The sequence below is a fragment of the Acidovorax sp. AC410 genome (assembly GCF_979253235.1).
This window is the reverse complement of sequence record NZ_CEEDCG010000001.1, coordinates 6,608,891-6,623,624: the sequence shown is the minus strand read 5'-3', so window position 1 is coordinate 6,623,624 and position 14,734 is coordinate 6,608,891. Positions and strand designations below refer to the sequence as shown.

12 protein-coding genes and 1 tRNA gene are annotated in these 14,734 nt (G+C 67.2%); 9 read left to right on the top strand and 4 right to left on the bottom strand.

The annotated features are described in order from the left end of the window. The first annotated feature begins 14 nt into the window (after positions 1-14). Together AC0IZS_RS30760 and AC0IZS_RS30755 are read left to right on the top strand one after the other, a co-directional pair. A complete protein-coding gene (locus AC0IZS_RS30760; protein WP_471639134.1) occupies positions 15-821 on the top strand; it encodes a TatD family hydrolase in 807 nt (268 codons plus the stop codon). After that, positions 818-1,504, top strand: a complete 687-nt coding sequence (locus AC0IZS_RS30755) for an ankyrin repeat domain-containing protein (RefSeq protein WP_471639133.1) — start codon at positions 818-820, stop codon at positions 1,502-1,504. Before AC0IZS_RS30760 ends, AC0IZS_RS30755 begins: the two co-directional genes overlap by 4 nt. Positions 1,505-1,508: 4 nt before the next feature. Here the strand turns inward: AC0IZS_RS30755 and msbA are convergent, their stop codons facing one another. Next, a complete protein-coding gene (gene msbA, locus AC0IZS_RS30750) occupies positions 1,509-3,341 on the bottom strand; it encodes a lipid A export permease/ATP-binding protein MsbA (protein WP_471639132.1) in 1,833 nt (610 codons plus the stop codon). 175 nt (positions 3,342-3,516) lie between these two features. Here msbA and tolB point away from each other — a divergent pair, with 175 nt between their 5' ends. The 5 genes from tolB to AC0IZS_RS30725 all read left to right on the top strand — a co-directional run bounded on the left by tolB (position 3,517) and on the right by AC0IZS_RS30725 (position 7,232). Then, on the top strand, positions 3,517-4,833 hold the full coding sequence (gene tolB, locus AC0IZS_RS30745; RefSeq protein ID WP_471639131.1) for a Tol-Pal system beta propeller repeat protein TolB: 1,317 nt from the start codon (positions 3,517-3,519) through the stop codon (positions 4,831-4,833). Positions 4,834-4,877: 44 nt separating this feature from the next. Continuing rightward, entirely contained in the window at positions 4,878-5,429 is a 552-nt protein-coding gene (pal, locus tag AC0IZS_RS30740) for a peptidoglycan-associated lipoprotein Pal (protein WP_471639130.1), read from the top strand. Continuing rightward, entirely contained in the window at positions 5,429-6,226 is a 798-nt protein-coding gene (gene ybgF / locus AC0IZS_RS30735; protein ID WP_471639129.1) for a tol-pal system protein YbgF, read from the top strand. Before pal ends, ybgF begins: the two co-directional genes overlap by 1 nt. A gap of 65 nt (positions 6,227-6,291) precedes the next feature. Next, positions 6,292-7,101 (top strand): tRNA threonylcarbamoyladenosine dehydratase, encoded by an 810-nt coding sequence (locus AC0IZS_RS30730; RefSeq protein WP_471639607.1) that lies wholly within the window; start codon positions 6,292-6,294, stop codon positions 7,099-7,101. 55 nt (positions 7,102-7,156) lie between these two features. Continuing rightward, positions 7,157-7,232, top strand: a tRNA-Lys gene (locus tag AC0IZS_RS30725). A gap of 67 nt (positions 7,233-7,299) precedes the next feature. Here the strand turns inward: AC0IZS_RS30725 and AC0IZS_RS30720 are convergent. Then, complete coding sequence (locus tag AC0IZS_RS30720; RefSeq protein WP_471639128.1) at positions 7,300-8,385, bottom strand: helix-turn-helix transcriptional regulator; 1,086 nt, start codon at positions 8,383-8,385, stop codon at positions 7,300-7,302. Positions 8,386-8,556: 171 nt separating this feature from the next. Here AC0IZS_RS30720 and AC0IZS_RS30715 point away from each other — a divergent pair, with 171 nt between their 5' ends. Then, on the top strand, positions 8,557-10,941 hold the full coding sequence (locus AC0IZS_RS30715; RefSeq protein ID WP_471639127.1) for a glycosyl hydrolase family 18 protein: 2,385 nt from the start codon (positions 8,557-8,559) through the stop codon (positions 10,939-10,941). Between the two features lie 98 nt (positions 10,942-11,039). On the opposite strand, the gene AC0IZS_RS30710 is transcribed toward AC0IZS_RS30715, so the two are convergent. Next, a complete protein-coding gene (locus tag AC0IZS_RS30710) occupies positions 11,040-12,134 on the bottom strand; it encodes a helix-turn-helix transcriptional regulator (RefSeq protein WP_471639126.1) in 1,095 nt (364 codons plus the stop codon). A gap of 205 nt (positions 12,135-12,339) precedes the next feature. Here AC0IZS_RS30710 and AC0IZS_RS30705 point away from each other — a divergent pair, with 205 nt between their 5' ends. After that, complete coding sequence (locus tag AC0IZS_RS30705) at positions 12,340-13,041, top strand: hypothetical protein (RefSeq protein WP_471639125.1); 702 nt, start codon at positions 12,340-12,342, stop codon at positions 13,039-13,041. Positions 13,042-13,089: 48 nt separating this feature from the next. Here the strand turns inward: AC0IZS_RS30705 and AC0IZS_RS30700 are convergent, their stop codons facing one another. Continuing rightward, the gene (locus tag AC0IZS_RS30700; RefSeq protein ID WP_471639124.1) at positions 13,090-14,457 is read right to left on the bottom strand and encodes a matrixin family metalloprotease; all 1,368 of its coding nucleotides are present in this window, start codon (positions 14,455-14,457) and stop codon (positions 13,090-13,092) included. Positions 14,458-14,734: the final 277 nt, after the last annotated feature.

The window sequence follows — 14,734 nt, the reverse complement described above, 5'->3', positions numbered from 1 at the left end:
CATTTTGAAACCACATGTTCGTTGATTCGCATTGCCACCTCACCTACCCCGGCCTGGTTGACCAGCTCCCGGCCATCCGCCAGGCCATGGCCGAGGCCTCGGTCGACCGGGCCCTGTGCATCTGCACCACCATGGAAGAATTTGGCGACGTGCACGCCCTGGCGCTGGCACACGACAACTTCTGGAGCACGGTGGGCGTACACCCCGACAATGAGGGCGTGACCGAACCCTCGGTGCAGGACCTGCTGGACCGCGCGGCCCTGCCGCGCGTGGTCGCCATCGGCGAGACGGGCCTCGACTACTACGGCATGGAAGACCGCAAGGGCGGGCGCAGCATTGCCGACCTGGAGTGGCAGCGCGAGCGCTTTCGCACCCATATCCGCGCCGCGCGCGGCTGCGCCAAGCCGCTCGTGATCCACACCCGCAGCGCGTCGGACGACACCCTGGCCATCCTCAAGGAAGAGGGCGAGGACGGCGCGGGCAACCTGGCCGGCGGCGTGTTCCACTGCTTCACCGAGTCCATGCAGGTGGCGCGGGCGGCGCTCGACCTCGGGTACTACATCTCCTTCTCGGGCATCATCACCTTCAAGACCGCGCAGGAGCTGCGCGACGTGGTGGCCTTCGTGCCGCTGGACCGCATGCTGATCGAGACCGACAGCCCCTACCTGGCGCCCGTGCCCTACCGGGGCAAGACCAACAGCCCTGCCTATGTGCCCCATGTGGCCAGGCAGGTGGCGCAGACCCGCGGCATCGCCGTGGAGGAGGTGGCCGAAGCCACCAGCCGCAATTTCGAGACCTTGTTCAAGGGAGTGAACGCATGACGAGCCACACGCTGCGCCGCCGCACGGCGCTGTTGGGCGCCCTGGCACTGGCCACCGGTGCCGTTACCGCCTGGGCGGGTGCCTACGAGGACTTCTTTTCGGCCGTGGAGCGGGACGACGCCGACACCGTCAACAACCTGCTGCGCCGCGGGTTCGATCCCAACATCCGCGACCCGAAGGGGCAGGTGGGGCTGACGCTGGCGATCCAGGCCGAGTCGCTCAAGGTGTTTGCTGCCCTCATCGCCAACCGGCGCCTGAAGGTGGAGACCCGCAACCAGCAGGACGAAAGCCCGCTGATGATGGCCGCGCTCAAGGGCAACGTCGACGCCGTCAAGGCATTGATGGCGCGCGATGCCGACGTGAACAAGGAGGGCTGGGCACCGCTGCACTATGCCGCCTCGGGCATCAAGCAGGAGCACGTGCGCATCATCGGCATGCTGCTGGAGAACCATGCCTACATCGACGCCACCTCGCCCAACGGCACCACGCCGCTGATGATGGCCGCGCAGTACGGCTCCAACGACGCCGTGCAACTGTTGCTCAACGAGGGGGCCGACCCCACGCTCAAGAACCAGCTGGGCCTGACGGCCGTGGACTTCGCGATGCGGGTGAGCCGCACGGAGGCGGCCGAGAAGATCGCCACCGCCATCCGCCGCCGCCAGCCCAACGCGGGCAAGTGGTAAGCCCTTAGTCGGTAGCCGCCGACGTGTCTGCTGCCACAGCAGACCTCGCGGCGGTGGCCGGACGGCTCTGCAGGCGCGCATACAGGCCGCCTGCGGCCACGAGCTGGGTATGCGTGCCTTGCTCCACGATGCGACCCTGCTCCATCACGACCACGCGGTCCGCGTGCTCGATGGTGGACAGGCGGTGGGCGATCACCAGCGTGGTGCGGCCCTGCATCAGGCGGTTCAGCGCGTCCTGCACCAGGCGCTCCGATTCCGTGTCCAGCGCCGAGGTGGCTTCGTCCAGGATGAGGATGGGCGCGTCCTTGTAGAGCGCGCGTGCAATCGCCAGGCGCTGGCGCTGCCCGCCCGAGAGCTGGGTGGCGTTGTGCCCCACGACGGTGTGGATTCCCTGGGCCAGCGACGCCACGTGGTCCGCCAGATTGGCGGCGGCCAGGCAGGCCAGCACCTTGCCATCGTCCACCGCATGGCCCAGCGCCACGTTGGCGGCGATGGTGTCGTTGAACATGACCACGTCCTGGCTCACCATGGCGATCTGGCTGCGCAGGGCCGGGAGGTCCCACTCCTGCACGGGGTGGCCGTCGAGCAGCACCGCGCCCGACGAGGTGGCGATGAAGCGCGGCAGCAGGTTCACCAGCGTGGTCTTGCCGGCCCCCGAGGGGCCTACCAGCGCCACGATCTCGCCGGGTGCCACGCTGAGGCTCACGCCGTCCAGAGCCGGCGCATTGTCGGTGCCGAAGGACACGGAGACATCGCGCAGTTCCAGCGCACCTTGCGCACGCTCCGTGTGGTAGCTGCCGCCCTGTTCGGCGCCCGTGTCGCCCAGCAGGGACAGGCCGCGCTCCAGCGCCGCCACGCCGCGCGTGATGGGGTTGGCCACGTCCGCCAGGCGGCGGATGGGGGCGATCAGCATCAGCATGGCGGTGATGAACGAGACGAAGCCGCCCACGGTCACATCCTTGGCATCCAGCGTGCCGCGGCTTTGCCACAGCGCGATGCAGATCACCACCGACAGTGCGGCGGCCGCCAGCAACTGCGTGAGCGGCGTCATCGCGGCCGAGGCAATCGTGGACTTGATGGCCAGGCCCCGCAGGCTCTGGCTCAGGCGGCCAAAGCGCGTCGATTGGCCCTCTTGTGCGCCGTGCAGCCGAACCATGCGGTGGGCCAGCACGTTCTCCTCGACCACATAGGCCAGCTCGTCGGTGGCCTGCTGGCTGCTCTTGGTCAGGGTGTACAGGCGGCGTGACAGGGTCTTCATGATCCAGGCCACGCCCGGCACCACGACCGCCACGATGAGCGTGAGCTGCCAGTTCAGGTACAGCAGGTATCCCAGCAGTGCCAGCAGGGTGAAGCCATCGCGCGACAGGCCGAGCAGGGCCTGCACCAGCAGCGTGGCGCCGGTCTGCACCTCGTAGACCACGGTGTTGGACAGGGCACTGGCCGACTGGCGCGAGAACAGCCCCATCTCGGCCGCGAGCACCCGGTCGAACAGCGCGCGGCGCAGCAGCAGCATGCCTTCATTGGCGATGCGCGCCAGCGCATACTGGCCCACGAATTGCGCCAGGCCGCGCACCAGAAACACCCCCATGATGGCCAGGGGCACCGCCCACAACGGCAAGGTGCCCTGGGTGAAGCCACGGTCCAGCAGGGGCTGCAGCAAGGCCGGGATCAGGGGCTCCGTGGCCGCACCCACCAGCGTCGCCGCGATGGCCAGACCCCAGGCCAGCCGCTGGTTGCCGAAATACACGGAAAGCCGCGCCAGGCGCGCGGTGAGGGTGGGGGCAGGGGGGGCGGGCGGCGCTGCGGGGCCCGTGGCGCTGGGGTCAATGGCTTGCATGTGTCCCGGATTCTAAGGTGCCAGGCACCTGTGGACCGCGCCAGTGCTGAGCCTGCGTCCATGCTGCGCTGCAGCGATTGACCACAAGGCCTTGCACAGTTTGTCACAGCGGGTCTTCCCCAGTGTGTAACATTGGCGCTGCCAACCGGCATTTGTTCGGCTACTGCGGCTGCTAATGACCACAGATCACAACACCAACACATCCCTTCCTGCGGCCCTGCCGCATCCCATGCGCCGCCAGGTCCTGGCCGCATTCGCCACCACCGCCTCCTTGCCCGCCCTCGCGCAGTTCCGCGTGGAAGTCACGGGCGTGGGGCTCAAGCAGTTTCCCATTGCCATTGCCCCGTTCCGCGGCGATGCGCAGTCGCCGCAGAAAATCGGCGCCATCGTGCAGGCCGATCTCGAGCGCAGCGGCCAGTTCCGTGCGGTGGACACGGCCGGCGTGGTGCTGGACGAGACCTCCCGTCCCGATGTCGCGCTGTGGAAGCAAAAGGAGGCCGACTCGCTGGTCACCGGCAGCATCACCCGTACGCCCGATGGCCGTTTCGACGTGCGCTTTCGCCTGTGGGACGTGACCCTGGCGCAGGACCTTGGAGGCCAGAGCTTTGTCGTGACCCAGGCCGACCTGCGGTTGGTGGCCCACCGCATCGCCGACTTCATCTACGAAAAGCTCACCAAGGAGCGCGGCGTTTTCTCCACCCGCATCGTCTACGTGACCAAGACGGGTGGCCGCTACAGCCTGTGGGTGGCCGACGCCGATGGCGAAAACGCGCAGTCGGCCTTGTCGAGCCCCGAGCCCATCATCTCGCCCGCATGGTCGCCCAATGGCGGGCAGATCGCCTACGTCTCGTTCGAGTCGCGCAAGCCCGTGGTCTATGTGCATGAGGTCGCCTCGGGACGCCGCCGCCTCATTGCCAACTTCCGGGGTTCCAACAGTGCCCCGGCCTGGTCACCGGACGGCCGCAACCTCGCCGTGACGCTGAGCCGCGACGGCGGCTCCCAGCTGTACCTGATCGACGCCAATGGTGGCGAACCCAGGCGCCTGATGCAAAGCCCGGGCATCGACACCGAGCCCATGTTCTCTGCAGATGGCCGCATCTATTTCGTGAGCGACCGGGGCGGTGCGCCCCAGGTCTACCGTGTGCCGGCAGGCGGCGGCAGTGCCGAGCGCGTGACCTTCACGGGGTCCTACAACATCTCTCCCAATATCAGCCCCGACGGCAAGTGGTTGGCCTACATTTCCCGCGTGGGCGGCGCCTTCAAACTGCACGTGATGGACCTGGCCTCAGGCACCGTCACCGCCATCACCGATACCTCGGCCGACGAGAACCCCAGCTTTGCGCCCAACAGCCGCCTCATCGTGTATGCCACGCAGCAGCAGGGCCGCGAAGCCCTCATGACCACCACGTTGGACGGAAAAATCAAGGCGCGCCTGGCCGGCCAGCCTGGAGACATCCGCGAGCCCGATTGGGGCCCGTTCCAGAAGCAATGAACTTTTCAGCACTTTTCACAATCTAGTTTCCAGGAGAATTTTGGATGAACATCAAACTCAAGCGTCTTGCCCTAGCACTTACCGTGACCGCTCTCGTTGCAGGTTGCAGCTCCGGCGTCAAGCTCGATGACGTGCCGGTGGAAGACAAGGGCGCAAGCTCGACCCTGGGCACCAACCCTGGCGGCGCCAATTCCGGTGGCACTGGCACCAGCACCGTGGCCCCTGTGGACCTGACGGGCTCTGCCGGCAATGCCCAAGGCCCCGTGGGCGTGGCCCGCATCGTGTACTTCGACTACGACAGCTATGTCATCAAGTCCGAGTTCCAATCGCTGCTCGAAGCCCACTCGCGCTTCATCAAGCAGAACAATGGCCGCAAGGTGATGATCGAAGGCCACACCGATGACCGTGGTGGCCGCGAGTACAACCTGGCCCTGGGCCAAAAGCGTGCCGAAGCCGTGCGCCGTTCGCTGGCCCTGCTGGGCGTGCCCGATTCCCAGGTCGAAGCCGTGAGCTTCGGCAAGGAAAAGCCTGCCGCCCCTGGCAACAGTGAAGACGCGCACGCGCAGAACCGCCGCGCCGAGTTGTCGTACCGTTGATGCCCGGGTTCAGCCTTTCATCACAATCCCTGCGGTCCGTGGCCGCAGGCCTGGCGCTGGCCTGCGTGGCCTTGCCCAGCGCGCACGCGGCCCTCTTCGAGGACGGTGAGGCGCGCCGCGCCATCCTCGAAGTGCGCCAGCGCGTGGACGCCATGCAGCAAGCCCAGCAGCGCACGGCTGACGAATTGCGCCGTGCCAACGAGGACACCGCCCAGTTGCGCCGAGGCCTGCTGGAGCTGCAGACCCAGATCGAGACCCTGCGCAGCGAGAACGCCCGCCTGCAGGGGCAGAACGAGCAGTTGACGCGCGAAGTCTCCGAGCTGCAGCGCCGCCAGAAGGACATCGCCCAAGGGGTGGATGAGCGCCTGCGCCAGTTCGAGCCCGTCAAGGTCGCGGTCGATGGTCTGGAGTTCCAGGCCGATGCTGCCGAGAAGAAGGACTTTGAAGCTGCGCTGGCCATCTTCCGCGCGGGCAAGTTCCCCGAGGCCAACCAGGCCTTCGGCAACCTGATCCGCCAGTACCCGCGCAGCGGCTATGTGCCGTCGGCCCGCTTCTGGCTGGGCAATGGCCAGTATGCGGCGCGCGACTACAAGGAAGCCATCAACAACTTCAAGGCCCTGCTGGCCGAGGCGCCCACGCATGCGCGGGCACCGGAGGCTGCCCTGTCGATCGCCAACTGCCAAGTGGAATTGAAGGACGCCAAGGCCGCGCGCAAGACGCTGGAAGACCTGGCCCGGGCCTATCCCCAGTCCGAGGCTGCCATGGCCGCCAAGGAGCGCCTGGCGCGCATGAAGTGACCACTGCGGACCCAATCCCCGAGGTCAAGGAGCTTCTGGTCGGCGGCGAAACCGCTCCCGTGCCCATGGTTCCCTTTGCCGATGACGCGACCGACGAGGTCACGCAGCGGCGCTTTGGGGGGCTCGAGCGCCTGTACGGCGTGGAAGGTGCCGGGCGCATCCGTGCCTCGCATGTGGTGGTCGTGGGCATCGGCGGGGTGGGCTCCTGGTCTGCCGAGGCGCTGGCCCGCAGCGGTGTCTCGCGCCTCACGCTGGTGGACCTGGACCATGTGTCCGAGTCCAACATCAACCGCCAGATCCACGCCCTCTCCACCACGGTGGGGCAGGCCAAGATCGAGGCCATGCGCGACCGCATCGCGCTGATCAACCCCGAATGCGACGTGCGCTGCATCGACGAGTTCGTGGAGCCGGGCAACTGGCCGCAGTTGCTGGGCAGCGACCCGGTGGATGCGGTGATTGACGCCTGCGACCAGATCAAGGCCAAGACCGCCATGGCCGTGTGGGCGCGCGCCACGGGCCAGACCTTCATCAGCGTGGGCGCGGCCGGCGGCAAGCGCCAGGCGCACAAGGTGGACATCGACGACCTCGCCGCCACTACACACGACCCCTTGCTGGCCCAACTGCGCTACCAGCTGCGCAAACACCATGGTGCCCCGCGCGAGGGCCGCAAGATCGGCATCACCTGCGTGTTCAGCCGCGAGGCAGTGGCGCAGCCCGATGCCTCGTGCGCGATCGAAGACGGGGATGGGTCGCTCAACTGCCATGGCTACGGCTCGGTCGTGGCTGTCACGGCTACCTTCGGGCAGTGCGCCGCAGGCTGGGTGATCGACCGCCTGGCAGCCGGTCCGCAAAAAGCGCCAAAAATCAAGCTATAATCTTAGGCTTTGCAGCAGTCATGGTCCAAAAATGGGCGGTGGTCGTTGCAGTGATGGGACGTTAGCTCAGTTGGTAGAGCAGCGGACTTTTAATCCGTTTGTCGTGGGTTCGACCCCCGCACGTCCCACCAGGATACGCAAGGCGCTACAGCTCTCAAGGCTGTAGCGCTTTTTGCTTTGCACTCCCGGCAGGGTGGGTCAGCCGCCTTGGCGGGCTGACAGCCACGCCATCAACTCTCCCCGGTCCTGCACGCCCAGGCTGTTGTAGAGCTGGCGGCGGTGGTAGACCACGGTGTTGGCGCTGATGTCCATGCGCAGCGCGACCTGGGATTCCGGCAGCCCGAGCGCCAGCCAGTACGCGAGCTCCTGCTGGCGCTGCGACAGCCCCTGGGCCTGCAGCAAGGCTTGCAGGCGTGCCTCCCGCGGCACGCTCTGTGTGATGTGGATCCCCACCGCCTGGCCCATGCCCGTGGCGGCCTTCATGGGGGTCGCGTGCAGCGAAAAATGGCCATGCACGGTGCGCAGCGCCCTGGTGGGCAGGGCCGGAACTTGCTGCGCCTGCATGCGCTGCAGCAGTTCCTGCAGCTCATGGGGCAGCCCCGCACCGCGCCGCCAGCGCCAGCCGAAGGCCAGGGGCAGCAGGGCCTCGGCTTCGGGCGACAGCCACAGCAGCCGCCCTTGCGGTGTGGTGATGAGCATGCCCTGGCTGTGCGCCTCGCTGGCTCTGGCACCCATCTCGCTGTTCTGCAGGATGTGCGCCAGATACGGCTCCAGCCGTGCCAGCGCCGCCGCGTCGCCGGGCCCGAAGGCTGGCGACGCCGCTTCGCGGTAGAACTTGAGCGTGCCGATGCCTTCGCCATCGGGTGTGCGCAGTACCAGGCTCATGCAGTCCACGGTCCCCATGGGGCGCATCACCACGTTGTAGAAGTCGCTGCGCTGCAACTCGGGGATCGGCACGCGCACGAGCTGTTCGAGCAGTTGGGGCCCGCGCTCGTGCCGCACCGCGTCTGCAAAGTCGCGTGAGCTGCGCACCAGAACCTGGCGCTCGCTGCGCAGAATGCGCGCATCAAAGTAGTCGGCCACCACCGACTGAGCGGCCGGCACCTCCATGTACACCGCCAGCTCGCCTCCATCCGCAGGGTACACGTACGCGCTGGAGTCGAAGCCGAGAACCCCGTGCAGCGTCTCCAGCAGGGGGACGATCATGGGTGGCCCGCCCGCTTCCATGCGGGTCATGTGCTGCAAGCGTGCAATGGCGTGCTGGGTGGAGCTGGGCGAGGGCATGTCGGCTGCGGTCCGGTGGTGAAGCGGTGATGGGAGCAAGACCCCCGAATCTAGGGGCCGTGCCGCGCAGGGTCAACACACCGGCGCAACACCCTATCCACCGAGGGTGGGGTGCGCGCGGCTGCAGGCCTGTAGCCTGCGCCGTCCCCTGATCCACCAAGGAATTTTTCCATGCCCACCCTTGATGCTGCGGCCCGTGGCCGCGCCCTGAAAACCTGCTTGCGGCGCTGGCTGGCCACTTCACTCTTGCTGTTTGGCGGCAGCCAGGCCATGGCGCAGCCGCAGTGTGCGCCCGGCCAGTGGCTGGCCGAGTATTTTCCCAACACCAGCCTGTCCGGGGCACCCGCGCTGCAGCGCTGTGAAACCGGCCCCATCGACCACTACTGGACAGGATCGGGCGGCAGCCCCGACCCGGCCCGACTGCCGGTGGATGCATTCTCTGCACGCTGGACCGCAACGCTGCAGTTCCCCGCGGGCGCGACCCGCTTCATCACGTTCACCGACGATGGCGTGCGCGTGCTGGTCGATGGCCAGCGCGTGATCGACAACTGGACGCGGCACGGCATCACCATGGACAGCGCCACGGTGCCCCTGGCGGCCGGTCCACACACGGTGCGCATGGAGTATTTCGAGGCCGGCGGCGAGGGCCTGGCCCAACTGGTGATGGAGAACACCCATCCGGCGCCACCCGTGCCGCCGAACATTCTCTCCTTCGTGGCGCAGCCTGGCGCCATCGACCTGGGCGGCAGCAGCACCCTGGCCTGGAACGTGGACAACGCCACGGGCTGCACGGCATCGGGGGGATGGGGCGGTGAGCGGCCGACCAGCGGCAGCGCCAGCGTCAGCCCTGGCATGACCACCCACTACAGCCTGAGTTGCCGCAACGCGGCAGGTGCCACCGCGAGTGCCTCGGCCACGGTGACGGTGCGCAACGCGCCGCCGCAGCAACTGCCCACCATCGACAGCTTCGGTGCCACCCCTTCCCGCATCGCCCCGGGCGACAGCGCCCGCCTGGCGTGGCGGGCGAGCCATGCCGCCAACTGCACCGCATCGGGTGGATGGAATGGCACGCGCGCAGCCGAGGGCAGTGTGCTGGTGCAGCCCCAGGCCAGCACGTCCTACACCTTGAGCTGCGCCAACAGCGCAGGGCAAAGCGTTACCGCCACGGCCCAGGTCGCGGTGGACGCCGCCAACCCCCGTCCGCCGGTGAGCGGCGTCACGGCCCGCGCCACGCCGCAGGGCGTGCGGCTGGACTGGAACCCTGTGACGAAAAGCGGCAAATGGGTCAACGGCTACTACACCGGCTGGTTCTGGGAGCAGTTCCCGCCAGAGGCCGTGGACATGGGCACCATGACGCACTTCATCTTCGGCCGCTATGCGCCAGGCCAGGGATCGCTGCCCGGCGGCTGGGTGGGCGAGCTGATGGAAGGCGCAGGCACCGCGCACACGCAGGTGGAGGACACCCTGATCGCCAAGGCCCACGCGGCAGGCACCAAGGCCATCATGATGATCGGCGGCGAATTCGATGGCCCCGGCTTCATGGCCGCCACGGCCAACCCGCAGATCCGCGCGGTCTTCATCAAGAACATCCTCGACAAGGCCGAACAAAAGGGCTACGACGGTGCCGACATCGACTGGGAGGAAAACCTGGACACCGACCAGGGCCGCGCCCAGGCGCTGGCACTGCTGCGCGAACTGCGCGTTGCCGCCCAGCAGCGCCCGCGCTACCAGGCCAGCCCGTTCGAGATCAGCTGGCCCGGCTTCTGGGTCAACACCAACTTCCAGGAGATCCTGCCCTGGCATGTGGAAGTGGCCCATGCAGTGGACCGCTTCAACCTCATGACCTACAGCATGGCCGGCGACTGGGGCGGCGGCTGGCTGTCCTGGCACCACTCGCCGCTGTTTGGCGAAGCCCCCAGCCACCCCACCTCCATTGCCTCCACCGTGCAGGCCTATCTGAATGCGGGCGTGCCCCGTGCCAAGCTGGGCATCGGCGTGGGCCTGTATGGCCTGTTCTACAACAACCCCGTCACCGGCCCGCGCCAGGCCGCCACGGGCGGCTCCAACGGCGGAGACGGTGTGAACAACTACCGGCGCCTGCTGGAAGACAACGCCTTCGGCCAGCCGGGCGCCGTCTACCATTGGGACGACGTGGCCAAGCAAAGCTACATCAGCTACAGCCAGCCTTGGTGGCGCGCCAGCGATGCACCCGTGACCTACCTGAGCTACGAGGATGAGCGTTCCATCGCCGAAAAAGGCAAATGGGTGCATGAGCAGGGCCTGGGTGGCACGCTGGTATGGACCATCAACTACGGCTACCTGCCCCAGCAGGGAACCAATCCGCCGATGCAGGCCATCAAGCAGTCCTTCATCGCGGCCAGCGCATCGGGCTACCGGGTGTACCGCAACGGGACGGCCATTGCCACCGTGACCGGCGGTGCGACCTACACCGATGGATCGGCACCGAGCGGCAGCCACAGCTACCAGGTGGCCATGCTCGATGCAGCGGGCAACGAAGGGCCGCGGTCAGCGGTCGTGGTCGTGCAGGTGCCCTGAACCACCACGCTGCGTGCAATGCAAAAGCCCCCGGTGCTTCCTGGCACCGGGGGCTTTTTTTTTGTGGAGGTCTATTTGGTGTGCATGCGTGAACTAATTCACGTTTTGCCACCAATCTGCGCCAGCAGCTCATCGCGCCCCATGACGCCCAGCCGGTTGTAGAGCTGGCGGCGGTGGTACACGGCCGTGTTGAGGCTGATGCCCATGCGCTGCGCGATCTGTGATTCGGGCAGGCCCCGCGCCAGCCACCAGGCCAGCTCGTGCTGGCGTTGCGGCAGGCCCAGCTTCTGCAGGGTCGACAGAAGCCGCACCCCGCGCGCCACGCGCCGCGTGATGTGCAGCGCCACGGCCTGGCGGTCCTGCCGCGCCTGGGGGGCGGGCGCCAGGTGCGTGGCACGCAGCGAGAACCAGCCCTGTGCCGTGAACAGCTCCAGCGTGGGCAGGGCCATCTCCTCGGGCCGCCGTGCGTTCAGCCGCCGCAGCAGTTCTTGCAGCGCGGGGGGCAGTTGGGCGCCACGGCGCCAGCCCCAGCCGAAGGCCAGGGGCATCAGCGCCTCGGCCTCGGGCGAGATCCACATCAATCGCCCCTGGGGGGTGGCGACCAGCACCCCCTGGCTGTGCACCTCGCTGCCCTGTGCATCGCGCTCGCCGTCTTGCAGCGCACGTGCCAGGTGGGCTTCCAGCCGGGCCACCAGGGCCGCGTCCTGCGGCGTAAAGTCCGGCGCCGCGCTGTCGCGAAAGAGGTGGATCACGCCCAGGCCCACACCCTGCGGGGTGCGCAAGGCCAGGCTCATGTAGTCCTTGGCGCCTGTGGCGCGCATCACCGCCTCGTAGTAGTCGCTGCGCTGCATTTCGGCCATCGACACCACCATCTGCTCGCGCATCAGCCGGGGGCCGTGCTCGTGGCGCACCGTCTCGCCAAAGTCGCGCGGGCTGCGCACCAGCACCTGGCGCTCGCTGCGCAGGATGCGCGCATCGAAGTAGTCCTGCGCCACCGACTGCATGGGCTCCTGCGCATAGTTCATCAGTTCGCCATCAGCGCCGGGGTACAGCATGCAGCCGAAGTCGAAGCCCACCACCCGGCGCAGTTCCTGCAGCAGGGGCTCGATGAGCTGCACGCCACCCGCCTCCAGGCTGGCCATGCGGTGCAGGCGCGCGAGGGCGTGGCGATCGGGGCGGGGAGAGGAGGGCATGGCGGGTGAAAACAAGGGGATGGAAGGCCGCAAATCTAGAAGCCGCCCGGCACCCGGTCAACGCCGCGTGCGGGCCGCCTGCAACACCCCATCCCTCCTGGGTGGGGCGCGGTGCCGGGTTCGTGGGTAACTTGGATGGCCGTGGATCTTCGGGCCCATTTTCATGGTGGGTGCCGCCAGCGATTGCCACGCACAAGGAGCTTCCGTGACTTTGATCCTGTTTTTCCGCCAATCCCTGGCAGCCTTGGGCGTGCTCTCCCTGGCGTGCCTGTCGTCCGCCCATGCCCAGGTGGAGATCATTGAACCTGCAGGGCACTTCCAGTTTGGCAAGGTGGCTGTGCACTCATCGGCCACGCAGACCCTGAAGGTGGCCAATCGCGGCCCATCCCCCGTGCAATTGGGGTCGGTGATCTCATCCATTGCCGCCGTGTCGCCGCTTTGCACCGGGATCGGTTGCCGGGTGGTCATCGCTACCGATTTCACCATTCCCGCGGAGTCGGATGGCTGCAGCAACACCTTGCTGCAGCCGGGGGCGGTGTGCTCGGCCCTGGTGCGCTTTACGCCCTCGGGCCCGGGGGGCCGCGTATCCCAGTTGAATGTCTTCAAGCCCAATGCGGCCTCTGTGTTCCGGGGGCTGGGCGGCACGGGCGTCTCCGAGCCACTGGACTGCGTGCTTGACTGGGCCGAAAGGACCTTTCCCCAGTTGCTGACCAGTCCGACCATGACCTCCAGCGTTCCGCCCTACCACCTGCGCTGCTATGCCAAGGGGGCGATCTGCGTGGGTGCCGATGTCGAGAATCCCGCGCTCATCATGCCCAGCGTTTACGTCTACCAGACCCAGGCCGATCCGGCGCTGCAGCGCCTGGACATGCTGTACTCGCTGTCGCGCCTGGCGCAGTGCCAATGATGGAAAGGCCTGCCGGGGGCCCATCCGGCTGGGGCAGGCCCAACGGCTTCAGAGGTATTCCAGCCCCTGGCTGCTGAGCCCGACCAGGTTGATGTGCGCGGCATTCAGGTCCAGGTTGGCTGCAGCCACCGCGAACGATGCATTGGTGTAGGCGCCCGACTTGATCACGGCCGCCAGCGACTGGACCGTATTGGCATCGGCCGCGACGCCGACCAGATTGGCGTACAGCAGGCTCACCACCTGCTCCGGCGTGGCCGAGGCACCCAGCAGGGCATTCAGGCCAAATTGCGCGACCTGCAAGGGGGTCGAGCCGGCGTCCACCGCCTTGAGCACGATGCCCACCACGCCGCGGTTGTTCAGGCCGGCAGGGCCGAGCAACGCACCGACCATCTTCGCGGCCGTGCCCGCAGCGCCATCCAGGTCGAGCGCCACGAAGCCATCCGTGAACTTGATCCGTTCGATCTGCAGCAGGGTGTCCACTCCATCACGGCTGGGGACCCCGTCGCCCAGCGTCCAGCCGCCACCATTCTTGGGTTGCAGCGCGTAGTCGCCGCGGTTGCCCCGGGCCACCAGCGTGTCCAGGCCGCCCAGGCCATTGAAGGTTTCACTGGCGCCGGTGCTGGTGAAGGTGTCTGCACCGGCCGTTCCGGTGGGCGCCGTCGGGGTGGTTGGGGTCGTCGGGGTGGTGGGCGTCGTGGGCGTGGTCGGGAAGCTCAGCGTCGGGCCACTGGTCGAGTTGAACCCATAGGTGCCGCCCAGGCCGTCACGGCCATAGATCCAGTCCAGCGCCAGCAGGTCATAGGCCTGGAACGTGGTCTTGTAGGGGCCCGCCTCGGTATAGGACATCACCGTGTTGTTGGTGTTGTCCTCGGCCGTGGGCAGGGGGCGCGGAGAGTCGAAGGGATGCGCCAGGCCCAGGGCATGGCCCACCTCGTGCAGCAGTACCTCATAGCCCAGGCCACCGGCCGTGGGCGTGTTGTTGACGCTGGCGAACTCCACGTTGTCCAGGTAGACCACCGATTCCGCGTTGAGCGAGGTCAGCGTCTGCTCGGACCCGCTGTAGTTGTAGTTGTAGAACGAGGAGTTCAGCCCTGCCGTCGTGCGGCCTTGCAGGTTGGTCGCTGCGAAATGCAGGTCTGCCTGGGACGAGCTGCTCACTTCGGTGAAGGTGATGCCCGTGACCTGGCTGGCATGGGCCATGATCTGGCGCGTGGCCTGCATCTGCGAGGCGTTGAACGAGACCAGGGTGGTGTCGGAATCCCGATCGGCCACGCTTCCCGGGCTTGCGTCGAAGGTGTAGTACAGCACCTTGCGGCCATCGACAAGGAAGTTCCACAGAGCTGGGTTTTCCAGCAGGGAGTCGGCCTTGTAGTTGCCCGAGAAGCGGATGTTTTGGATATCGGAAACGGTGGCCATGGTGGTGTCGAATTTCTAGGCGGTTGGATGGTGGCAACTGGCTGCCCTGTGCCCTTGGACAATGCGGTGCTGAAGATGTTCCCGCCCCAGCGGAGCTGCCTGCCAGGGTATATCCCATGCCTTTGCAGGCACAAACAGAATTTATCACCGGGGTGACCGCTGTGCTGTGACGAAAAACACAATGTCACCATATCTGTTTGGGCCATGGAAGGAATGACTGCCCTGGCGAACGGGTCGTCCTCGGCGCCGTCACCTGCGCGACCCGGCCTAAGTGGCA